This is a genomic window from Pectobacterium carotovorum (assembly GCA_016415585.1).
Taxonomy (GTDB): domain Bacteria; phylum Pseudomonadota; class Gammaproteobacteria; order Enterobacterales; family Enterobacteriaceae; genus Pectobacterium; species Pectobacterium carotovorum_K.
In genome coordinates this window covers 1,473,239-1,496,059 of the sequence record CP066552.1, presented here as the reverse complement: position 1 = coordinate 1,496,059, position 22,821 = coordinate 1,473,239, and the positions used below count along the sequence as shown (strand labels likewise).

Here is a 22,821-nt window from a genome sequence, read left to right as displayed (position 1 = left end):
CCAGTACCTCGCACAACAACCATAAAACAAAACTATGACATATCACCGTCTAACAGGGATCTTAGCCCTGCTGCTTTGTTTTCTAACTCCTGCCATTCTTGTTCTGGATCAGAACCCGCCACAATTCCGGCACCGGCATAAAGCGTTAAAACATGATCCCGCACTTCGGCCGAACGTAGCGCCACGCTGAATTCAGACTGCTGACGCGAAAGGTAACCTGCGGAACCCGCGTACCAGCAGCGTTCAAACGGTTCATGTTCGGCAATAAAACGGCGAGCCTCTTGCCTCGGCAGACCCGCGACGGCCGCCGTGGGCTGTAACGCATTCAGGCACGCGCTATCGGATGCAGTGCGCAGCATAGCGTGAATGGTACGGCGCAGATGCTGTACTTTACGCAGGCGCACAATTTCCGGCGGCATGACATCCAGCGACAGCGCGGATTGCTGTAGCCGCTGGCAAATATCATCCACCACCAGCATGTTCTCGCACTGATTTTTGGTGTCATTCATCAGCCAGTCGGCCAGCTCAGCAGCTTTGTGCGCATCGCGATCGCTTGCCACCGTCCCCGCCAGCGCTTCCGTTTCCAATTCGGTTCCCCGCCGGCGATAAAGCCGCTCTGGGCTGGAACCAAGAAACGCATGACGCGCATCGTGCGCCAACATGAAATGGAAACAGTGGTGATTCGCCGCCCGGCTGGCAGCCATAAAGGTGGTGGCCTGTAGCGGCTGCGTCAGCGTTAACGTGGTCGCCCGCGCCAGAACGACCTTTTCCATCAGCTCGGTATTGATGTCATGCAGCGCCCGCTGGAGCAAATCAATCCACCCCTGGCGCTCCGGCTGATGCCCGACGGACTGCACTTCCGCATGCAAAAGAGGCTGCGACGCGGGTGGTAAAAGAAGATTAATAAACGCCGAGGCTTCAACGGCATCCTGTTGCAATGATGTGTCGCTGAACAGATTAATACTCAGGCTGAGCGTGTCATCCTGACGTCGTAGTTCTGCCCGGGGCAAAAACAGGTAGCCGGATGACGCAACGCCGTCCTCTTTCATTTGATTAAACGCGTTCAGCCCCCAGATGCGCACATCGGAACCGCACTGCTGCTGAGCAAGAAACGCCTCGGCGTCCTGAATGTGGCGAAACCCGCACACGTTGCCACAAACAGCGGCTTCTTCACGTTCCTGACGATGCTGCCAATAGAACTGGGGGTACACTGGCTGGGTCGCCAGCCACGGCAATAGCTCAGACGCGTCGCTGAGGGCCAACGAACGCGTTATTTGTCTGAAACCTGCGCGCTCAGGCTGTGGCTCGCGCAAATCCTGCTGCAGATGCCGCAGCAAGTCGGAAAGTTGTTTCACCGTTACCCCGGAGACCTAACACAAAGTAGGGGATTATACGGGAAAAAAACACGTCGTGGGTGAGAGGTTACGCAAGACCATAACGGTGAGCACGGACTGAAATCGCACCAAACGGCAAAACGGGTCGCGCGCATCGCACTAAAATCCCACTCCATCATCATTATTGCTTCAATTGATCTATTCCTTTGCCGATTATCTAATCGGCATTTTTTTGCGCGTTCCACCGTCTCAAAAAGACGCCCTCTTCTCTCGTGCCAAAACCACACACCAGGATTCTTTCCATTCATACCGTTAATTATGGTAAAAATAGGCTCTTATTACGTTGACCGGATAGCCTCGTTCAGGATGAGTACAACGCTGAATTCCAACCCGTTATGCATGAACCAGAATCTGCCAGGCAAGAAAGCACAGGTAGCGACACGCATCGTTTTCTTTGTTGCGGGCTTTGCTATGGCCTCTTGGGCACCGTTGGTGCCCTTTGTCAAAACTCGACTGGCAATCAGTGATGCCTCTCTGGGGATGTTACTGCTTTCTCTCGGTATTGGCTCACTGTTGGCCATGCCGCTTACCGGTTTTCTCACCAGTAAACTGGGATGCCGCAGCGTTATTTTACTGGCAAGCGCGCTGCTTTGTCTGGTGTTGCCCGCGCTGACGCAGGCAGAAACGCTGCCTCTAATGGCGATAACGCTGCTCTTTTTCGGCGCGTCTATGGGGATGATTGATGTCGCGATGAATATTCAGGCCGTCATCGTAGAACGGGCGAGCGGCCGGGCGATGATGTCCGGTTTTCATGGCTTCTTTAGCATCGGGGGGATTGTCGGCGCAGGCGGCGTCAGCGCCCTGCTGTGGCTTGGCCTGTCCCCGCTGATGGCGATTCTGGCGATTGTCGCACTCATGCTGATATTTATGGCAACAGCGCATAAACACCTTCTGCGCACCACAAATCAAGATGACGACAGCCCGCTGTTTGTCATCCCGCGCGGCTGGGTGATGTTCATTGGCTCACTGTGCTTCATCATGTTCTTAGCCGAAGGTTCCATACTGGACTGGAGCGCCCTCTTCTTAACGGTTGAACGCAACCTGAGCGGCGCGCAGGCGGGCATGGGCTATGCGGCGTTTTCCGTCGCGATGACGCTGGGCAGGCTGAACGGCGATCGCATCGTTAACGCGCTCGGCCGCTACGCGATTCTGACCGGCGGCAGCCTCTGTGCCGCACTCGGTCTGCTGTTAACGATCAGCATTGATAATGCGATCACCGCCATTCTTGGCTTTGTGATGGTGGGTATCGGCGCATCGAATGTGGTACCGATCCTTTTCAGCGCAGCAGGGAATCAAAAGATCATGCCGCCGAATCTGGCTATCGCCTCCATTACTACCGTAGGCTATGCAGGTATTCTGATCGGCCCGACCATTCTTGGCTTTATTGCACAGTTCAGCAATTTGGCTACCGCATTCGGGTTTGTCGCCCTGCTGTTGCTGGCCGTCAGCGCCAGTGCGCGTGCCGTTATCCGTTAATCAGGAGCGTTAATTGATGCCAGCTATGATCCTGCGTTATTTTTCTCTCCTTACAGTATTATCGATCCTTATTACCGGAGCGTTCGGCTATAGCTACATCAACGATTTGCTGGCAGACAAAAAACATTCGCTGATAACCATTGCTCAGGGCATACAAAAACGCGTCGATACCTACCGCTTTTTCACTTACCAAATATATGGCAACCTGAACAGCGAGCCGTCGGCTAGCGACGCCAACATTACCGCCATTAATTTAATGCCCAATGTTTTCTACGTAGAAAAAAACGGTCAGAAAACGGATGCGCTGATTTTCGGGCAACACGATAAAAGAACGCTCACCTCGGTGCGTCGGATATCCCGTTATCTCGATATCCTCTGGGGAGCCGAGAATAACATCTATTCTATGTACTACCTGAATGGTATCGATAACAGCCTGACGATGATTTCCACACAGACGCTGAAAGACATCTCCTCACAGTTCCGCGGTAATTATATTACAGTCATCGCCGAAGCTCGTCGGACAGAAATGCTGCAACAGGCGAATGTGTTAGACGAGCGCGAAAGTTTTTCCCCACTGCGTAAATTACGCTTCTATAACGACTACTATTTTACGCTGCGCACCACATTCAATCAGCCGGGCCACCTGGCGACAATTCTTGCCTTCGATCTGCCGATTAACGATTTAATCCCAGACACCATCCCGCGTGAGTATCTTATGCTGAAGCCGGATACGCCTGCAGTCAGCAATATGGATAACAGTGGTAATAGCGAAGGCACTGCCGATATGCAGCTTCACGGATCTAATATTGAAATCTCCGCTACGCTCGTGAACGCCCCAATAAAAATCGTTTTTCAGGTGCCTGTAAAAACCCTGATGATTGGTTCATTGCGTAATAACGTCTGGCTTCTGCTGCTGAATCTGGTTCTGCTGAGTGTATCCATCGCGGGCTTTTATCTTTTCCGTCGGAAGTATGCGCCTCCTGGAGAAGATTTATCTCACCAGTTGGAAAAAAAACTAAATATTTACCGTGAAATGGCGAGCAAAATCCCGATGGGCGTGCTGGTTTATGATTTCGGCAGCAACAAAGTGGTCATACAAAATGAGCGCACAGAGCATCTGCTTCCGCACCTGAGCCTACAAAAAATCACCCATATGGCGCACGAGCATCAGGGTATCATTCAGGTCACTATTAACAACGAGATGTATGAAATCCGCCAAATCCGTAGCCAATATTCTCCAGACTATTGCCTCTTCCTGCTGCGTGAACAGGATAAAGAGATTCTGGTACAGAGAAAATTGCTGCTCGCCCAGCGTGAATACGAAAAGAATATTCATGCCAGAAAACGCTTATTTCAAAATTTGCTCAGCGAATTCAAACAACCGCTGATTTCACTACAACAGCATATTCATGCGCTATACCATAACGATACGGCAATCATACAATCACCAACGTTGGATCAGCTAACGACAGATACTCGCTGTGCACTTGAACTGCTGGAAAATATCGCTTTGCATGAAAAGCTGGAAGCGCAGGAATGGACCGTGGTCAACGACAGTTTTTCACCGCTGACGCTTATCGATAATGTTCTCCTTGAACTGCTACCGCGGTTGAATCAAAAAGGGCTAGCCCTGTTCCATCATTACAATCTGGATATTAATCAGACTTACGTGGGTGATGCCGAGCTGTTGAAAAAGACGCTGGCGCTGCTGCTGAATTATTCGGTGACCAATACGGATTACGGCAAGATTACGGTATCGATTGATAGAAAAAATAATGAGTCGGACACGCTGGTTATTCAGGTCAGCGATACGGGAACGAATGTCTCAGGCAAAGAACAGGAAAACATTCGACATCCTTTCCTTCATTCTGCTGCTTCCGATCGTTTCGGACAAAATTCAGGATTGACCTTATTTTTGTGTAATCAACTCTGTAATAAACTAGGCGGCGCATTAACTATCAACAGTAAGCTCGGGTTAGGCACACACTATATTCTGACGCTCAAAATGGAACCGGAAACGCTTCCTGTTGAGGAAGAAAAGCTGCTGGATGGTATTACCATTCTGCTGGATGTGACGTCTGATGAAGTACAGCATATTGTCGGCAATATGCTGACGGGCTGGGGAGCGAATTATCTGGTCAGCGATGAGCGCCAGATTAATCAGGAAACGGATATTTGTATTACTGACGACCCGGATAAAAAAGTGGGCTATACGCTGCTGTTAAATCATAGCGATGACACGGTAATATCTTTAGGCTCGCGCCGTTTGCAGGCTAATTATAATATCAACCACCTCCTGCTGGAGGCATTGCTTAAATTGATTGAACTGCAACTGGAAACACCACCCGATGCACTACAGGAAGGGGAACAAAATGATGTCGAACTTTACGCCATACAATTGGCGTCAAGCGACTATTATTCTCTGTTCGTGGAGACAGTACCGGATGATTTAAAGAGGCTGTATACTGAAGCGGAAGCAGGCGATTTTCCGTCACTTTCGCAGACGGCACATCGGCTGAAAGGCGTGTTTGCCATGCTTAATCTGCATCCTGGCAAACAGTTGTGTGAACAGCTTGAACAGCATATTACCGCGCATGATAGTGAACAGATCGAGGCTAACCTTCATGAAATTGAGAGGTTTGTCAGTGCATTACTATCCCCAGTAGAACCTAAAGGGCAGCAAGGTAGCCAACAAGATGAGTAACCAAAACGATGAGTAACTTAAACGTAATTATTGCCGACGACCACCCTATTGTTCTTTTTGGAATTAAAAAATCGCTTGAGCAGATTGAATGGGTCAATGTGGTTGGCGAATTTGAAGACTCAACAGCGCTGATCAATAACCTACCTAAGCTGGACGCTAATGTTTTAATCACCGATTTATCCATGCCAGGCGATAAATACGGCGACGGTATTACCCTCATTAAATACATTAAGCGCCATTTTCCTCACCTTTCTATTATTGTTCTTACCATGAACAATAATCCGGCGATTCTGAGCGCGGTGCTAGATTTGGATATCGAAGGCATCGTGCTGAAACAAGGTGCACCGACCGATTTACCCAAAGCGCTGGCTGCCCTGCAAAAAGGGAAGAAATTCACACCGGATAGCGTATCCAAAGTGCTGGAGAAAATCAGCGCCAGCGGCTACGGCGACAAACGCCTGTCCCCGAAAGAAAGTGAAGTGCTACGTTTGTTTGCAGAAGGCTTTTTGGTTACCGAAATCGCCAAAAAACTGAATCGCAGTATCAAAACGATCAGTAGCCAGAAGAAATCAGCTATGACTAAGCTGGGCGTCGAGAACGATATCGCGCTGCTGAATTACCTGTCTTCCGTTAACGGCGGCGCAACGCAGGTCGATTAAGTTTTTCCTCTCCTGCACCGGCAGCCGCTGGTGCAAGTTATTCCATAGATGTTCTCGCCTGACGCACCACGTTGCTGTAATGCGCCAATGACTGCTGCAACGTATCCAGCGTAACCGGTTTTGACAAACAGTGATCCATGCCAGCCCCAAGGCAACGCTCTCTTTCTTCCGCCAACGCATTTGCCGTCACGCCGATAACCGGGAAACGTAACCCTTGCTCGCGCATACGTCGAGTGAACAAATAACCATCCATATTCGGCATGTTGACATCCGTCAGCACGATATCAATATGGTTTTTACTCAATACGCCCAGCGCGTCGTTCCCATCATTCGCCGTCATAGCTTGATAGCCCAGAGAGCCTAGCTGATCCGCCAGCAATCGGCGGTTGATGGGGTGATCGTCAACCACCAAAATCATAATGTCGCCATTCTCATCCCGTACATAGCTAGTCAGCGGCGGGGAAATCTCGGCACGCGTTCTGTCCTCGTTTTCTGAGCGATAGATTTGCTCCAGCAAATCGGGCAGATGTTGAGGCGTGGATGTCCCTTGCACCCAGTGCCCGTCTCTCACTTCCTGTGCTGATCCGATATGCGTGCCACTCATCACAATATGCGCCCGAACAGCAGCGTTCTCTGTCGATACGTAATCACCGATCATCACATCATCTAGCGACACGGTTTGATTCTGATAACGCGCAGCCTGTACCCCCTGATCCTGCAATAAGGTCAGCAGGTAAGCCTCCAGCCGGGCATTACGTATCCTTAACCAGCATATTTTCCCTTGCAGACTGGCGTTGATCGCTGCAGGGGCATGGCGCGCTTTATACAACGGAATTCTGACGCCAAACAGGCTGCCAAGCCCAGGTTCCGACTCGATGGTAATGTCTCCATCCATCAGATTGACCAACTTTTCACAAATCGCCAGCCCTAACCCCGTCCCCTGGAAATGACGCTGAACACCGCTTCCCGCTTGGAAGAACGGATCAAATAACTTCACCGCCTCACGGGGTTGAATACCGACTCCGGTATCACGCACGACAAATTCCAGATAGCCATCTCGGCAGCCAACTTCAAAAATGATGCAGCCCGTGTCCGTAAATTTGATGGCGTTACTCAACAGGTTCGATAACACCTGCTGCAAACGTACGGGATCGCCGAACAGGCTGACTGGCACATTGGGATCGATAAAGCAGTACAGCGTCAGGCGTTTTTTGACCACCAGCGGGAGATAGTTGCTGGTGATGTGGCTGATGACTTCATGCGGAGCAAACTCACACGCTTCGATCTTCAACTGTTCCGATTCAATCTTGGAAAAATCGAGGATATCGCTGATGATTTTTAGCAGCAATGAGGAAGAGTTGTTCATCGCCGCAACCAGACGGTTGGCATCCTGCGGTAACGATTTAGTTTGCAGTAAATCGAGGTTACCGATAATCCCATAAAGCGGCGTACGTAATTCATGGCTGACGGTAGCAAGGAACATCGACTTAGACTGGCTGGCCTGCTCGGCAGCATTCGCCATTTCCTGTAGCGACTCTTCCATTTTTACACGCGCACTGACGTCCAACAGCACACAAATCGCCACGTTTTCATTACGATAACGCGAATGGACAAAGCTGATTTGCAGGTGATGATTACGGCTGGTCATGATATCCACAAACTTGGACTGTTGCTCGCAAATGATGCGGGTAATTCGCAACCTATCTTCGTGGGTAAGCAGGTTGAGATAATTGTGCGCCAGCTCATTACTAAGGATATTGGTGCCGTCATTAATACGCAGGATACAAATCCCTATGGGTGCAGACGCCACAATCTTGCGGTTGAATTGCTCATTTTCTTCCAGTTGGAACGCGTTCACCTCCGCAGGCAACAGCATTTTCCGCTCAAACACCAGTGCCAGCACAAACAGCAAAATAGCCGATAGCATATTCAGCACGAGCATATTGATCATCAATGCGCTGATGTGGGAAAGCAGCACCTTCAACGGCAGCGAGTACACAATACTGAATGAAGTCGGCTGCAGCGATTTCTTCAGAATAAGCTCATTATAACCATTCACATAGCCAAAATAGTTATGTTCGGAGGGGTAGCTGTCTACCGAAGAAGCGTAGCGCCCCTTATCGTCGGAAAACTGTAAAACCACCTGATTGTATTGATCCAGCAGCTGGGCATTGATGGGAAATTTGCCCATGGTGACAAAGTCATCCAGACGAATCGTCTGTTCAACCCCCATGATGACTTCCAGCTTGTTATCCACATAAATCGGCGTCAGCGCATATAAATAGCCGACATCAGGGACAGAGGCGAGGGTAATCCAATAGAGCGTTTCATCGCGCCCTGTTTGGGTGCGATTCTTCTTCTGATCCTGAAACCGCTCCTGTACGCTTTTAAGCAAGTTATCACGGTCAAGCGACTGATTACGGATGCCAAAATCAACCATACAGCGCCGATCGCCGCCGACAAAAAAGACCCGGTTAAGATCGTAAACGGCAGAAAAATTATCCTGCCAGCCGTTGAAAAAATGACTCAATGAGAGCAGCGCCGCGTTACCACCATATTGTGTGGAACAGGCTGCACTGGGAGCAAGCGCATAAACGGAGACACCGGGCCCCCCTTCCACTGGCGGCTCTGCTTTTTCTCTCGCCAGAACCAGGCGACTTGTCGCCAGATATTGGAGCTCGCGCACAATATCCGATGCATGTCGAATGTACCCCTGCGATTGATCAAAGCTGAGATTATATTCCTGTCGCAGCTCTGATTCTTTTTCATTCAATACGTTAGTGACATAGAAAACGGATATCAGCGCCCCCAATACCCACAACATGATCGCCAGAACCCGAAATAAATAACGAGAAACTTTTAAGGTAGTATGAAATGAGGCGAGATATTTCAAGTGGATACCGTTGAATAATGGGAGAACCCGTTGGCTGATACACTACCGAGTGTCGATAAAAAAAGCCAGCGCATCGCGCTGGCTTACTCGACTCATTCCGGTTTAAGGAAAAGGCTTATTCGTCATCTCCAGCGATATCATCATCGCCATCAATGTCATCGATGGCATCATCGTCTTCGGCGATTTCACCTTCAACTTTTACCACGCCATCCAGCTCTTCATCTTCTACCGGCTCGGCCACGCGTTGCAGGCCGACAACATGTTCGTCTTCCGCCGTACGAATCAGCGTAACACCTTGGGTGTTACGACCAACAATACTGACTTCAGACACGCGAGTACGAACCAGCGTTCCCGCATCGGTGATCATCATGATCTGGTCTGCGGCATCAACCTGAACCGCGCCAACCACTTTACCGTTACGTTCGCTGACCTTGATAGAGATAACCCCTTTCGTCGCACGCGACTTGGTCGGGTACTCGCTCACGGCAGTACGCTTACCAAAGCCATTCTGCGTGACGGTCAGGATATCGCCTTCGCCGCGCGGAATGATCAGAGAAACGACGCGATCTTCGCCTTGCAGGTTGATACCACGAACGCCCGTTGCCGTACGACCCATGGAACGCACCGCCTGCTCGGAGAAGCGAACCACTTTGCCTTCCGCAGAGAACAGCATCGCTTCATCGCTACCATCGGTCAGGTCAACGCCAATCAGCTCGTCACCCTCGTTCAGGTTAACCGCGATGATCCCCGCGCTGCGCGGACGGCTGAATTCCGTCAGCGCCGTTTTCTTCACGGTACCGCTGGCGGTTGCCATGAAGATATGGCGACCTTCTTCGTATTCACGCACCGGCAGAATCGCGGTGATACGCTCATCCGCTTCAAGCGGCAGCAGGTTGACAATCGGGCGACCGCGCGCACCGCGGCTGGCTTCCGGCAGTTGGTACACCTTCATCCAGTACAAGCGCCCACGGCTGGAGAAGCACAGAATTGTGTCGTGGGTGTTGGCCACCAGCAGACGATCGATAAAGTCTTCTTCTTTTATACGTGCAGCAGACTTGCCACGACCACCGCGACGCTGGGCTTCATAGTCGCTCAGCGGCTGATACTTCACGTAACCCTGATGAGACAGCGTAACGACAACATCTTCCTGGTTGATCAGATCTTCGATGTTGATGTCAGCGGTGTTCGCCGTGATTTCCGTACGACGTTCGTCGCTGTATTGCGTTTTGATCGCTTCCAGTTCTTCGCGGATGACTTCCATCAGGCGCTCAGGGCTATTGAGGATATAAAGCAGCTCGGCGATCTCCGCCAGCAGCGCTTTATATTCATCAAGCAGCTTTTCGTGCTCCATGCCGGTCAGTTTCTGCAAACGCAGATCCAGAATCGCCTGCGCCTGCGGTTCCGTCAGGTAGTAGTGACCGTCACGGATACCGAACTCTGGCTCCAGCCACTCTGGACGCGCAGCATCATCGCCCGCACGTTCCAACATGGTAGCAACGCTACCCAGCTCCCACGCTTGTGCGATCAGCGACGCTTTCGCTTCAGCAGGTGACGCAGCACGGCGAATCAATTCGATAATCGGATCGATGTTCGCCAGCGCAATAGCCAGACCTTCCAAGATATGAGCACGGTCACGAGCTTTACGCAGTTCAAAAATGGTACGACGCGTCACCACTTCACGGCGGTGGCGCACAAACGCAACCAGAATATCCTTCAGCGGCATGATCTTCGGCTGGCCCTGATGCAGAGCGACCATGTTGATGCCGAATGACGTCTGAAGCTGGGTCTGGGAGTACAGATTATTCAGTACCACTTCGCCCACCGCGTCACGTTTAATCTCGATGACGATACGCATACCGTCTTTATCGGATTCGTCACGCAGCGCGCTAATGCCTTCGATACGTTTATCTTTGACCAGCTCGGCAATTTTCTCGATCAGGCGAGCTTTGTTCACCTGATACGGAATTTCATGCACGATGATGGTCTCACGTCCGGTTTTCGCGTCCGCTTCCACTTCAGCACGCGCACGGATGTAAATTTTACCGCGCCCGGTACGATAGGCTTCTTCAATGCCGCGTCGGCCATTAATGATCGCCGCCGTCGGGAAATCCGGGCCTTTGATGTGTTCCATCAACCCTTCAAGGCTGATGTTTTCATCATCGATATACGCCAAACAGCCGTTCACGACTTCCGTCAGGTTATGCGGTGGAATGTTCGTTGCCATCCCGACTGCGATACCGGAAGAACCGTTAACCAGCAGGTTAGGAATACGCGTAGGCATGACGTCAGGAATCTGCTCGGTGCCGTCATAGTTCGGCACAAAATCGACCGTCTCTTTTTCAAGATCGGCCAGCAGTTCATGAGCAATTTTCGACATGCGAATTTCGGTATAACGCATCGCCGCAGCGGAGTCGCCATCAATCGAACCGAAGTTGCCCTGACCATCAACCAGCATGTAACGCAGTGAGAAAGGCTGCGCCATACGTACGATGGTTTCATAAACGGCAGAGTCGCCGTGCGGGTGGTATTTACCGATGACATCCCCGACGACACGGGCGGATTTTTTATACGGTTTGTTCCAGTCGTTACCCAGTACGTTCATCGCGTACAGTACGCGACGGTGTACCGGTTTCAGTCCATCTCGAACATCTGGTAATGCACGCCCGACAATAACGGACATCGCATAATCCAGATACGAGCTTTTCAGCTCTTCTTCAATGTTGACCGGTGTGATTTCTCTGGCAAGGTCGCTCATGGAGCCGCTATCCCTCTATTTAGGCATCTACCCGTGTTCAGAAAAGTGAACCGTTCAGATTAGGTGAACTGTTCAAAAGGTGAAAAATTATATCACAAACCGCCGTTTCGGGGGAAACTCCCTTCCGCTCTGAACAGACTGTTTTCCCAATGGACTTTATTCCTCAGATATCCCTTAGAGAAAACGGACACCGCTGCACGTTGCAGCGCGAAGGGAGTATACTCGCAGCAGGATAAAGATGACGAAAGGCAGTGATGACACATGAAGGTAGAAAATCAAACTCCGAACGTTGACCATCAGGAGATTGCCAAATTTGAGGCTATCGCTTCACGCTGGTGGGATTTAGAAGGTGAATTCAAGCCCTTGCACCGTATTAACCCGCTACGTCTGGGCTATATCTCGCAGCATGCGGAAGGCCTGTTCGGCAAGAAAGTGTTGGATGTCGGCTGCGGCGGCGGCATTTTAGCCGAAAGCATGGCGCGTGAAGGCGCGGAGGTCACCGGGCTGGATATGGGGGCAGAGCCGTTGCAGGTCGCGCGCTTGCATGCGCTGGAAAGCGGTGTCATCGTTGATTACGTGCAGGAAACGGTAGAAGCGCATGCGCAGGCTCATCCGGCGCTCTATGATGTCGTCACCTGCATGGAAATGCTGGAGCATGTTCCCGACCCACAGTCCGTGGTGCAGGCTTGTGCCAAGTTGGTCAAACCCAGCGGACACGTCTTTTTCTCGACCATCAACCGCAATGCGAAAGCGTGGATGATGGCCGTTATCGGTGCCGAGTACGTGCTCAAAATGGTACCGCGCGGCACGCACGACATTAAGAAGTTCATTCGACCAGCAGAACTGATGCACTGGGTCGACAGTACACCGCTGCGTGAAAAGCATATCACCGGGCTGCACTACAACCCGTTGACGGACCATTTTAAACTGGGTCCAAACGTGGACGTGAACTACATGCTGCACACTCGGCACGATAAATAGAACCGATTAAGAACACTCTTAAAAATTGCGTGGTTTTTCACCGCGCAATTTTCTAGGTTTTACCTGAAAAACCAACAAAACGACCACGACTTATTTTTTTTACAGAATATTGACATCCTCTTAGCCCTTACAAAATCAGGATTTCGAGAAACCAACGGTTCGGCAACCTGAAATTAACACCAAAATCAAGCCTTGTACTCAAACGAATCCAGACTAAAATACTCACCATGTAGTAGCCATTTATTAAAAAATATCTATATCTAGTATTTATCCACAGAGTTAGTCACAGAGGCACGTCTGTGAATAAACAGGGGATATTTTTTATTTTCACCAATAGGTAAATCCCAACATGAACCAGAGCTTGCTCGTTACCAAGCGCGATGGCAGTAAAGAAAAAATCAATTTGGATAAAATCCACCGCGTCATTACCTGGGCCGCAGAAGGTTTACACAATGTCTCCGTTTCTCAGGTCGAACTGCGTTCACACATTCAGTTTTATGACAGCATCAAAACCTCTGATATCCATGAAACCATCATTAAGGCCGCAGCCGATCTGATCTCCCGCGAAAGCCCAGATTATCAATATCTGGCTGCGCGTCTGGCTATCTTCCATCTGCGTAAGAAAGCCTACGGCCAGTTTGAGCCGCCTGCTCTGCTGACCCACGTCACCAAAATGGTCGATCTGGGCAAATACGACAAGCACCTGCTGGAAGATTATAGCCAAGAAGAATTCGCCCAGATGGACGCTTTCATCGATCACTGGCGTGACATGAATTTCTCCTATGCGGCGGTAAAACAGCTGGAAGGGAAATACCTGGTACAAAACCGCGTCACCGGTGATATCTACGAAAGCGCCCAGTTCCTGTACATTCTGGTCGCCGCCTGCCTGTTCTCCGGCTACCCACGCGAGACGCGTCTGGATTACGTTAAACGTTTTTATGACGCGATCTCTACGTTCAAAATTTCTCTGCCGACGCCAATCATGGCGGGCGTGCGTACGCCAACACGTCAGTTCAGCTCTTGCGTGCTGATCGAATGCGGCGACAGTCTGGACTCCATCAACGCGACCTCCAGCGCTATCGTGAAATACGTTTCTCAACGTGCCGGTATCGGCATTAACGCGGGTCGCATCCGTGCGCTCGGTAGCCCAATTCGCGGCGGTGAAGCATTCCACACCGGCTGTATTCCTTTCTATAAACACTTCCAGACGGCAGTGAAATCCTGCTCTCAGGGTGGCGTACGCGGCGGGGCTGCCACGCTGTTCTACCCGCTGTGGCATCTGGAAGTGGAAAGCCTACTGGTGCTGAAAAACAACCGTGGCGTAGAAGGCAACCGCGTTCGTCACCTCGACTACGGCGTGCAGTTGAACAAACTGATGTATCAGCGTCTGGTAAAAGGTGAAGAAATCACCCTGTTCAGCCCGTCTGACGTACCCGGACTGTACGACGCCTTCTTCGCCGATCAGGATGAATTCGAGCGCCTGTATGTGCAATATGAGCAGGATGACAGCATCCGCAAGCAGCGTATCAAAGCAGGCGAGCTGTTCTCCCTGATGATGCAGGAACGTGCTTCCACGGGCCGTATTTATATTCAGAACGTTGACCACTGCAACACGCACAGCCCGTTCGATCCGCAGATCGCACCTGTTCGCCAGTCCAACCTGTGTCTGGAAATCGCACTGCCGACCAAGCCGCTGAACGACGTGAACGATGAAAACGGTGAAATCGCGCTGTGTACACTGTCCGCTTTCAACCTCGGTGCCATCAATAGCCTAGACGATCTGGAAGATCTGGCGACACTGGCCGTGCGCGCGCTGGATGCTCTGCTGAATTATCAGGATTACCCGATTACAGCGGCAGAACGTGGTGCGATGGGTCGCCGCACGCTGGGTATTGGCGTCATTAACTTCGCTTACTATCTGGCGAAAAATGGCGTGCGTTACTCCGACGGCAGCGCCAACGGCCTGACGCACAAAACATTTGAAGCTATTCAGTACTATCTGTTGAAGGCGTCGAATGTGCTGGCACGCGAACAAGGTGCTTGCCCGTGGTTCAATGAAACCACCTATTCTCAGGGTATTTTGCCTATCGATACCTATAAGCGCGATCTGGATGCGATTTGCAACGAACCGCTGCATCTCGACTGGGAAGCGCTGCGTAACGACATCAAAGAGTACGGTCTGCGTAACTCCACGCTGTCTGCGCTGATGCCGTCTGAGACCTCATCTCAGATCTCCAACGCCACCAACGGTATTGAACCACCACGCGGCCACATCAGCGTCAAAGCGTCCAAAGACGGCATTCTGCGCCAAGTGGTGCCGGAGTACGAAACGCTGAAAGACGCTTACGAACTTCTGTGGGATATGCCAAATAACGACGGCTATCTGCAACTGGTTGGCCTGATGCAGAAGTTTGTCGATCAGGCGATCTCTTCCAACACTAACTACGATCCGTCACGTTTCCCATCAGGTCGAGTACCGATGAAACAGCTGCTGAAAGATCTGGTCACGGCCTACAAATTCGGCGTGAAAACGCTGTATTACCAAAACACCCGTGACGGCGCGGAAGACGTACAAAACGACCTGCTGCCAGAACCACAGGACGACGGCTGCGAAGGCGGTGCGTGTAAGATTTAAGCCAATAATGAAAGGCTGCCGATGCAGCCTTTCTCTTTTATCGCAGACATCGCTGCCCGCCCCTTATGGGCCTTCACAAGCGGCGTTAAAAAGTGCCCGCAGCATTTTTTGGAGAGATTCATGGCCTATACCACTTTTTCACAGAATAAAAATGACCAGTTGCTAGAACCGATGTTCTTCGGTCAGTCGGTTAACGTTGCGCGTTTCGATCAGCAAAAATATGAAATTTTCGAGAAACTGATCGAAAAACAGTTGTCCTTCTTCTGGCGTCCGGAAGAAGTTGACGTGTCCCGCGATCGCATCGACTATCAGGCGCTGCCCGATCATGAAAAGCATATCTTCATCAGCAACCTGAAATACCAAACGCTGCTGGATTCGATTCAGGGACGCAGCCCGAACGTAGCACTGCTACCGCTGATTTCTATCCCTGAGTTGGAAACCTGGGTGGAAACCTGGGCTTTCTCGGAAACCATTCACTCACGCTCCTACACGCACATCATTCGTAATATCGTGAACGATCCATCGCTGGTGTTTGACGATATCGTAACGAACGAAGAGATTTTGAAGCGCGCCAAGGATATCTCTGGTTACTACGACTCGCTGATTGAGATGACCAGCTACTATCATTTGCTGGGTGAAGGGACACATCAGGTTAACGGCAAGACCGTGACCGTGAACCTACATGAACTGAAAAAGCAGTTGTATATCTGCCTGATGAGCGTAAACGCGCTGGAAGCCATTCGTTTCTACGTCAGCTTCGCCTGTTCATTTGCTTTTGCGGAACGCGAACTGATGGAAGGCAATGCCAAAATCATCAAGCTGATCGCCCGTGATGAAGCGCTGCACCTGACCGGCACGCAGCACATGCTGAACCTGATGCGTTCGGGCCATGACGACCCAGAAATGGCGCAGATTGCCGAGGAATGTCAGCAAGAGTGCTATGACCTGTTCGTGCTCGCTGCTCAGCAAGAAAAAGAGTGGGCTGAATACCTGTTCCGTGATGGTTCGATGATTGGTCTGAACAAAGATATTCTGTGCCAGTACGTGGAATACATCACCAACATCCGCATGCAGGCGGTTGGGCTGCCGCTGCCGTTCCAGACGCGCACGAACCCAATCCCGTGGATCAACGCCTGGCTGGTGTCCGATAACGTACAGGTCGCGCCACAGGAAGTTGAAGTCAGCTCTTATCTGGTCGGTCAGATCGATTCAGAAATTAGCGACGACGATCTGAGCGATTTCCAGCTGTAATCGATGAGCAATCCAACGATCACACTGCGCACATCCGGTGCGCAGTTTTCCTGTTCAGACGACGGCCCTTCGCTGCTGGATGTACTGGAGTCTAACCGAGTCAGCATTGAATATCAGTGCCGCTCCGGCTATTGCGGCTCCTGTCGACTGCGTCTGGTGAAAGGCAGAGTGGCGTATCGTCAAACTCCGCTGGCCTGCATCCAACAGGATGAAATCCTCCCCTGCTGCTGTATGCCTCAGGGCGATATCGAACTCGATATCTAGCCCCCATTCCCTCACAGGACATTCTCCTTACCGCGTTTACTGGCGGGCGTATTTACTGCCCGCTTTCATACTCAAGTGAGTTACACTACCCACTGAAATCGTTTTTCGACTGCTATATACCCTAAATAATTCAAGTTGCGGGACAAAACACAGGTGTTTTGAACAACACAAAGCGTTGGCCCGTCAGGGCGAGGCTCAGAGATGAGCTGAGTATTACCAACGAACATGCGGCTTGAAGTATGGCGGGGATAAAACAACCTGGAGGTTTTAGAATATGCTCACCGTCATTCCTATTTTAATCTTTGTTGCACTCATCATCGTCTGGTCAGGCATCAAAATCGTACCTCAGGGATATCAATGGACTGTGGAACGGTTTGGTCGCTATACCAAAACGCTGATGCCGGGGCTGAATCTGGTCGTGCCGTTTATGGATCGTGTTGGTCGTAAAATCAACATGATGGAACAGGTATTAGATATCCCCTCTCAGGAAATAATCTCACGCGATAACGCCAATGTAGCCATTGATGCCGTGTGTTTTATTCAGGTGATCGATCCCGCGCGGGCCGCCTATGAAGTTAGCAATCTGGAACAGGCTATCGTGAACCTCACCATGACCAACTTCCGTACGGTGCTGGGTTCCATGGAGCTGGATGAAATGCTGTCTCAGCGTGATAGCATTAACACCCGCCTGCTGCACATTGTTGATGAAGCCACTAACCCGTGGGGCGTGAAAATCACCCGCATCGAGATTCGCGACGTACGTCCACCCGCTGAACTGATTGCCGCCATGAACGCGCAGATGAAAGCGGAGCGTAACAAACGTGCCGATATTCTGGAGGCCGAAGGGGTACGTCAGGCCGCCATCCTGAAAGCCGAAGGGGAAAAACAGTCGCAGATTCTCAAAGCTGAAGGCCAACGCCAATCTGCCTTCCTTGAAGCAGAAGCGCGTGAGCGTGCAGCAGAAGCGGAAGCACAGGCGACTAAAATGGTATCCGAAGCCATCGCGGCAGGTAACATTCAGGCGATCAACTACTTCGTCGCCCAGAAATATACTGATGCGCTACAGCAGATCGGTTCTTCTAATAACAGCAAAGTGATCATGATGCCGCTGGAAGCCAGCAACCTGATGGGGGCTATCGGTGGGATCACTGAACTGATTAAAGATAGCAAAAACAGCCGAGGTCAATAATGGGCATTGAACTGGTGATGGAAAATGCGCACTGGTTCTGGCTGTCGCTCGGCGGTCTGCTTCTGGCCGCCGAAATGCTGGGTGCCAGTGGCTATTTGCTGTGGAGCGGTTTATCGGCAGTATTGGTTGGGCTATTAACGTGGGTGATGCCGCTGGGGTGGCCATTACAGGGAACGATTTTCGCCATCCTGACGATCGTTACGGCACTACTCTGGTGGTATTGGCTGCGTAAACGAACGCAGTCACGCCCACCGTCGATGCTCAACCAGCGCGGGCAACAACTGGTTGGACTACGCGCTACGCTGACCGATCCGGTGATCAACGGTTTCGGGCGGGTAAACATCGGTGACAGCAGTTGGCGCGTGAAATCAGAACAAGATCTGCCCGCCGGTACGCAGGTTGAAGTGATTGCCATCGATGGTATCACGCTGCATGTGCGCCCAACTGAGCGCTAACATAACGCATTATTTGGGGGAGCCCGTCTCCCCTTTGTGACACTATTCTTTTTGGCAACAGCCCGCCAGATTATTGATTATCGGACACTCCGCCCCCCCATCTCCCGGACACTGTTCGGCCAGCGCCAGCAAATGTTCACGCATCGCTTTCAGCTCTTCGATATGCATCTCGATTTCCTGCACTTTCTGCAAGGTTCGTGCTTTTACATCCGAACTTCGCCGCAGCGGATCGTTAAATAACGTCACCAGCTCTCGGCATTCATCCAGATTAAAACCAACCTGGCGCGCCTGACGCAGCAGCGTCAGCTCTTCGACGTGATGGTCGTCGTAGCTGCGGTAACCATTTTCAGAACGCAGCGGCGTAGTCAGAAGTTCTTTCTCTTCATAGAAGCGAATGGTTTTACTACTAAGACCGGTTTTTTTCGCAACATCACTGATATTCATGATTTCCCCCTTGACCCTCCCCTTGCTAGAAGGTTTACCTTACTCAATAACTAGTAGAAATCAGATGGCCGGTCAACGTCTTTCACCTCCGGCTGTGATCACAGGAGAAAATTATTATGTCTCAAACTATCGTGTTGTCGTTGCAGGGACTGACCTGCGGACACTGTGTCCAACGCGTGAAAAAAGCACTGGACGCGCTGCCTGCGATCGAACAAACCAACGTCACCCAACAGTACGCCAGAGTCAGCGGCGACGTTGATTCCCAGACGTTGATCGACACTATTGAGCAGGCTGGCTACGAAGCACAGCTCGCTACCACGCCGGATGTCTCTCTTCAGCTTTCCGGCCTGAGCTGCAATCACTGCGTCGCCGCTACGCGTAAAGTGCTGGAAGCCATTCCCGGTGTCGTAGCGACGGATGTCACCAAAGAGCAGGCAACCGTGTATGGCAACGTTGAGGCCACAACACTGATTAGCGCCATTGAAGAAGCCGGCTATCACGCCAGCGTGCAGGAGAACGTTCACCCAAAAACTGAGCCGCTGGCACAGGTAGCGACGACGCCGGAAGCGCTGCCAGCGGCCGAGAGTACTCTTCCGGCAACGACAACACATGCCACCCACGATGACGACAGCGTACAGCTCCTGCTTCAGGGGATGAGCTGCGCCAGCTGCGTGAACCGCGTGCAGACGGCGTTGCAAAACGTCAGCGGCGTCACGCAGGCACGCGTTAATCTGGCCGAACGCAGCGCATTGGTCAGCGGTCACGCAGAGCCAGAAGCGCTGATCGCCGCGGTTGAGCAAGCGGGCTATGGCGCGGAAATTATTCAGGACGAAGAAGCTCGCCGCGCACGCCAGCAGCAAACCTCTCAGCAGGCTATTCGCCGTTTCCAATGGCAGGCCGCGCTGGGATTACTGCTTGGCGTGCCATTGATGCTGTGGGGCGTACTGGGCGGCAGCATGAGCTTGACGCCGGAAAGCCAGACGCCGTGGCTGGTCATCGGTATTTTGACGCTAGCAGTGATGGTGTTCGCTGGCAGTCATTTTTACCGTAACGCCTGGCGCAGTCTGAGAAATGGCACCGCGACCATGGATACGCTGGTCGCGCTGGGAACGGGGGCAGCCTGGCTTTACTCTATTACCGTCAACCTGTGGCCGGATCTTTTCCCGATGGCGGCGCGTCACCTTTACTACGAAGCCAGCGCGATGATCATCGGTTTAATCAACCTCGGTCATGCGCTGGAACAGCGTGCTCGTCAACGCTCTTCGCGGGCGCTGGAACGGTTACTGGATTTGACGCCCCCCACCGCTCGCGTCGTGACGCCGGAAGGTGAAAAATCCATTCCGCTATCCGACGTGCAGGCCGGCATGACGCTGCGTCTGACAACCGGCGATCGTATTCCTGTCGATGGCGAGATTTTGCAAGGCGAAGTGTGGGTGGATGAAGCCATGCTGACCGGGGAACCGATCCCGCAAGCCAAAACGTCCGGCGATACGGTTCACGCAGGTACGCTGGTTTCCGACGGCAGCGTCCTCTTTCGCGCGGACGCGATCGGCAACCAAACCACCCTATCGCGCATCATCCGACTGGTCAGGCAGGCGCAAAGTAGCAAACCCGCTATCGGCCAGTTGGCGGATCGTATTTCTGCCGTGTTTGTTCCCGTCGTCGTGGCCATCGCCCTTCTCAGCGGCGCAATCTGGTTCTTCGTGGGGCCACAGCCGCAGATGGTCTACACGCTCATTATCGTCACGACCGTCCTGATCATTGCCTGCCCCTGTGCACTTGGTCTGGCAACGCCGATGTCGATTATTTCCGGCGTCGGGCGTGCCGCAGAGTTTGGCGTGCTGGTGCGTGATGCCGATGCCTTACAGCAGGCCAGCAAGCTGGATGTACTGGTGTTTGACAAAACCGGTACGCTAACCGAAGGACAGCCGCGCGTCGTGGCGATTCATACCTTCGCCGACGTGACGGAAGCTCAGGCGTTAGCCTGGGCGGCTTCGCTGGAGCAAGGCTCGAATCACCCACTGGCAAAAGCGATTCTTGAACGCGCAGAGAATCTGACGCTCACGCCAGCCGAACAGTTCCGTACGCTACGTGGCCTCGGCGTCAGCGGCAAGATCGGTGATGCATACCTGCTGCTGGGGAATCCAGCGCTGCTCAAACAGCATCAGGTCGATATCACCGCAGGCGAAACGCTGATCAATGAGCAAGCTCAGCGCGGTATCACGCCGGTATTGCTGGCGGCAAATGGCCACATCATTGCGGTGTTTTCCATCCACGATCCGCTGCGAGCGGATAGCGTCAGCGCCTTGCAGCGTCTCCACCAGCAGGGCTATCAGCTCGTCATGCTAACGGGAGACAACCCGATCACGGCGAAAAGCATCGCGAAAGAAGCGGGTATCGACCAAGTGATTGCTGGCGTGCTGCCAGACGGCAAAGCGGAAGCCATCAAAAAGCTACAGGCTCAGGGCAAGCGCGTGGCCATGATTGGTGATGGCATCAACGATGCGCCGGCACTGGCACAGGCCGATGTCGGCATTGCGATGGGCGGCGGCAGCGATATCGCGATTGAAACCGCCGCTATCACGCTGATGCGCCACAGCCTGCACGGTGTCGCCGATGCGCTGGCGCTCTCCAATGCCACACTGCGCAACATGAAACAGAACCTGCTGGGCGCGTTTATCTATAACTCGCTGGGGATCCCCATTGCCGCAGGCGTACTCTACCCGCTGACTGGGACACTACTTAGCCCGGTGGTGGCCGGTGCAGCGATGGCGCTCTCCTCCATCACCGTGGTCAGCAACGCCAACCGCCTGCTGCGTTTTAAACCTAAAAACCAGTAATGCAAACGCGGCACGTTGTTGAGACGCGCCGCGTTTTCCTTTGCCGAAAACCATCGTGATTTTATCGCTGGCAACCAGACCTATTCACCCACGCTTACTCCAGTTCATGGCGTGCGGCTTCTGCCAAAAAATGGCTGCGATCGCGATAAGTACCCGGCTGCTCTCGCACGCGATTATCAATACGCTGTATCAACGTATCGGGAAGTGAAATGTTCAATCGCTGCGGTTTTCCCTCAAAAACCGATAAATCCACATCCAGCACGAACCAACTATCGTAGTCCGCAAAATCTGGCATCGCCGCATAGATGAGATGTCCAGCGTCATTAAGTCGTTTAATATCCAGATTTCCGCGGCTCACCGCTTCATCAATAAGGGTTAAAATCGCTTCCCGCGCCATGCGTGCAATATCTTGTTGGCTGTCAGCTGCAGAGAAGCAGCCATAATCATCAGTACATAACGCCGGAACGATCAGCCCATATGCCGTAGCATCATCTTTTGGCGTTTCAACACCGACTGAAAAAAACATATTGCCTCCGAAAAGGCGGGGATCAAATCCCCGCCATTTTTTTGATGGATTTGACAGTTCCAAGTGGTAAATCCTTTTTTGGATGCGGCACTGGAAATGTTTTTCCAGTAATGGGTGACCACCATATTTGGTGACTCCCGCCGTTATGCCGTTTGCACTCACAACCTGCCGCTGCCAGCTCCTTTATCAGGTCAGTTGATTTCATGTATCCTCCTAACCTGATTTTCATTATACACACCAATACACACCCATCAATCTTTACGCATAGGGAGAATTGAGTAACCAAACACGTGGGCTTCCGTGTCCTTAGGATTGGTATACCTTGTATTGTTCCGCATCTAGCGTTTAGCATAGT

At 51.9% G+C, this 22,821-nt stretch carries 16 protein-coding genes; 10 read left to right on the top strand and 6 right to left on the bottom strand.

What is annotated here, in order from left to right; genetic code table 11:
- Window positions 1-32: 32 nt before the first annotated feature.
- Entirely contained in the window at window positions 33-1,355 is a 1,323-nt protein-coding gene (gene menF / locus JFY74_06600) for an isochorismate synthase MenF (GenBank protein QQG29705.1), read from the bottom strand.
- A gap of 378 nt (window positions 1,356-1,733) precedes the next feature.
- On the opposite strand from menF, the gene JFY74_06595 reads away from it, so the two are divergent.
- Genes JFY74_06595 through rcsB form a run of 3 tightly spaced genes read left to right on the top strand, consistent with a single transcriptional unit; the run spans window position 1,734 to window position 6,233 of the window.
- Window positions 1,734-2,870 carry an MFS transporter gene (locus JFY74_06595; protein ID QQG30467.1) on the top strand — a complete coding sequence of 379 codons (1,137 nt, stop codon included), beginning with the start codon at window positions 1,734-1,736 and terminating at the stop codon, window positions 2,868-2,870.
- A gap of 16 nt (window positions 2,871-2,886) precedes the next feature.
- Complete coding sequence (gene rcsD, locus JFY74_06590; protein ID QQG29704.1) at window positions 2,887-5,574, top strand: phosphotransferase RcsD; 2,688 nt, start codon at window positions 2,887-2,889, stop codon at window positions 5,572-5,574.
- A gap of 8 nt (window positions 5,575-5,582) precedes the next feature.
- The gene (gene rcsB / locus JFY74_06585) at window positions 5,583-6,233 is read left to right on the top strand and encodes a transcriptional regulator RcsB (GenBank protein ID QQG29703.1); all 651 of its coding nucleotides are present in this window, start codon (window positions 5,583-5,585) and stop codon (window positions 6,231-6,233) included.
- 37 nt (window positions 6,234-6,270) lie between these two features.
- On the opposite strand, the gene rcsC is transcribed toward rcsB, so the two are convergent.
- Together rcsC and gyrA are read right to left on the bottom strand one after the other, a co-directional pair.
- Window positions 6,271-9,126: a two-component system sensor histidine kinase RcsC gene (rcsC, locus tag JFY74_06580; GenBank protein ID QQG29702.1), complete on the bottom strand. Its 2,856-nt coding sequence runs from the start codon at window positions 9,124-9,126 to the stop codon at window positions 6,271-6,273.
- A 115-nt stretch (window positions 9,127-9,241) separates the two neighbouring features.
- Window positions 9,242-11,881: a DNA topoisomerase (ATP-hydrolyzing) subunit A gene (gyrA, locus tag JFY74_06575; GenBank protein ID QQG29701.1), complete on the bottom strand. Its 2,640-nt coding sequence runs from the start codon at window positions 11,879-11,881 to the stop codon at window positions 9,242-9,244.
- A gap of 261 nt (window positions 11,882-12,142) precedes the next feature.
- Here gyrA and ubiG point away from each other — a divergent pair, with 261 nt between their 5' ends.
- From ubiG to JFY74_06545, 6 genes are all read left to right on the top strand, one after another.
- The gene (gene ubiG / locus JFY74_06570) at window positions 12,143-12,862 is read left to right on the top strand and encodes a bifunctional 2-polyprenyl-6-hydroxyphenol methylase/3-demethylubiquinol 3-O-methyltransferase UbiG (protein ID QQG29700.1); all 720 of its coding nucleotides are present in this window, start codon (window positions 12,143-12,145) and stop codon (window positions 12,860-12,862) included.
- Between the two features lie 349 nt (window positions 12,863-13,211).
- Window positions 13,212-15,497, top strand: a complete 2,286-nt coding sequence (gene nrdA, locus JFY74_06565) for a ribonucleoside-diphosphate reductase subunit alpha (protein QQG29699.1) — start codon at window positions 13,212-13,214, stop codon at window positions 15,495-15,497.
- Between the two features lie 120 nt (window positions 15,498-15,617).
- On the top strand, window positions 15,618-16,748 hold the full coding sequence (gene nrdB, locus JFY74_06560) for a ribonucleotide-diphosphate reductase subunit beta (protein ID QQG29698.1): 1,131 nt from the start codon (window positions 15,618-15,620) through the stop codon (window positions 16,746-16,748).
- Between the two features lie 3 nt (window positions 16,749-16,751).
- Window positions 16,752-17,012 carry a 2Fe-2S ferredoxin-like protein gene (locus JFY74_06555; GenBank protein ID QQG29697.1) on the top strand — a complete coding sequence of 87 codons (261 nt, stop codon included), beginning with the start codon at window positions 16,752-16,754 and terminating at the stop codon, window positions 17,010-17,012.
- 274 nt (window positions 17,013-17,286) lie between these two features.
- Window positions 17,287-18,201 carry an SPFH/Band 7/PHB domain protein gene (locus JFY74_06550; protein QQG29696.1) on the top strand — a complete coding sequence of 305 codons (915 nt, stop codon included), beginning with the start codon at window positions 17,287-17,289 and terminating at the stop codon, window positions 18,199-18,201.
- Complete coding sequence (locus tag JFY74_06545) at window positions 18,201-18,656, top strand: NfeD family protein (GenBank protein QQG29695.1); 456 nt, start codon at window positions 18,201-18,203, stop codon at window positions 18,654-18,656. The genes JFY74_06550 and JFY74_06545 overlap by 1 nt, the downstream gene beginning before the upstream one ends.
- 42 nt (window positions 18,657-18,698) lie before the next feature.
- Here the strand turns inward: JFY74_06545 and cueR are convergent, their stop codons facing one another.
- Window positions 18,699-19,100, bottom strand: a complete 402-nt coding sequence (gene cueR, locus JFY74_06540) for a Cu(I)-responsive transcriptional regulator (GenBank protein ID QQG29694.1) — start codon at window positions 19,098-19,100, stop codon at window positions 18,699-18,701.
- Between the two features lie 116 nt (window positions 19,101-19,216).
- Between cueR and copA the strand changes: the two genes are divergently transcribed.
- Complete coding sequence (copA, locus tag JFY74_06535; protein ID QQG29693.1) at window positions 19,217-21,940, top strand: copper-exporting P-type ATPase CopA; 2,724 nt, start codon at window positions 19,217-19,219, stop codon at window positions 21,938-21,940.
- A 94-nt stretch (window positions 21,941-22,034) separates the two neighbouring features.
- Here the strand turns inward: copA and JFY74_06530 are convergent, their stop codons facing one another.
- Together JFY74_06530 and JFY74_06525 are read right to left on the bottom strand one after the other, a co-directional pair.
- Complete coding sequence (locus JFY74_06530; protein QQG30466.1) at window positions 22,035-22,466, bottom strand: type II toxin-antitoxin system HicB family antitoxin; 432 nt, start codon at window positions 22,464-22,466, stop codon at window positions 22,035-22,037.
- 22 nt (window positions 22,467-22,488) lie between these two features.
- On the bottom strand, window positions 22,489-22,671 hold the full coding sequence (locus JFY74_06525; protein QQG29692.1) for a type II toxin-antitoxin system HicA family toxin: 183 nt from the start codon (window positions 22,669-22,671) through the stop codon (window positions 22,489-22,491).
- Window positions 22,672-22,821: the final 150 nt, after the last annotated feature.

What these genes read in the sequence shown, in the direction of transcription:
- nrdB (QQG29698.1), top strand. Translation starts at nt 15,618, where the DNA reads ATGGCCTATACCACTTTTTCACAGAATAAAAATGACCAGTTGCTAGAA.
- cueR (QQG29694.1), bottom strand. Translation starts at nt 19,100, where the DNA reads ATGAATATCAGTGATGTTGCGAAAAAAACCGGTCTTAGTAGTAAAACC.
- rcsD (QQG29704.1), top strand. Translation starts at nt 2,887, where the DNA reads ATGCCAGCTATGATCCTGCGTTATTTTTCTCTCCTTACAGTATTATCG.
- nrdA (QQG29699.1), top strand. Translation starts at nt 13,212, where the DNA reads ATGAACCAGAGCTTGCTCGTTACCAAGCGCGATGGCAGTAAAGAAAAA.
- JFY74_06545 (QQG29695.1), top strand. Translation starts at nt 18,201, where the DNA reads ATGGGCATTGAACTGGTGATGGAAAATGCGCACTGGTTCTGGCTGTCG.
- JFY74_06550 (QQG29696.1), top strand. Translation starts at nt 17,287, where the DNA reads ATGCTCACCGTCATTCCTATTTTAATCTTTGTTGCACTCATCATCGTC.
- JFY74_06525 (QQG29692.1), bottom strand. Translation starts at nt 22,671, where the DNA reads ATGAAATCAACTGACCTGATAAAGGAGCTGGCAGCGGCAGGTTGTGAG.
- ubiG (QQG29700.1), top strand. Translation starts at nt 12,143, where the DNA reads ATGAAGGTAGAAAATCAAACTCCGAACGTTGACCATCAGGAGATTGCC.
- rcsB (QQG29703.1), top strand. Translation starts at nt 5,583, where the DNA reads ATGAGTAACTTAAACGTAATTATTGCCGACGACCACCCTATTGTTCTT.
- JFY74_06530 (QQG30466.1), bottom strand. Translation starts at nt 22,466, where the DNA reads ATGTTTTTTTCAGTCGGTGTTGAAACGCCAAAAGATGATGCTACGGCA.
- JFY74_06595 (QQG30467.1), top strand. Translation starts at nt 1,734, where the DNA reads ATGAACCAGAATCTGCCAGGCAAGAAAGCACAGGTAGCGACACGCATC.
- gyrA (QQG29701.1), bottom strand. Translation starts at nt 11,881, where the DNA reads ATGAGCGACCTTGCCAGAGAAATCACACCGGTCAACATTGAAGAAGAG.
- copA (QQG29693.1), top strand. Translation starts at nt 19,217, where the DNA reads ATGTCTCAAACTATCGTGTTGTCGTTGCAGGGACTGACCTGCGGACAC.
- JFY74_06555 (QQG29697.1), top strand. Translation starts at nt 16,752, where the DNA reads ATGAGCAATCCAACGATCACACTGCGCACATCCGGTGCGCAGTTTTCC.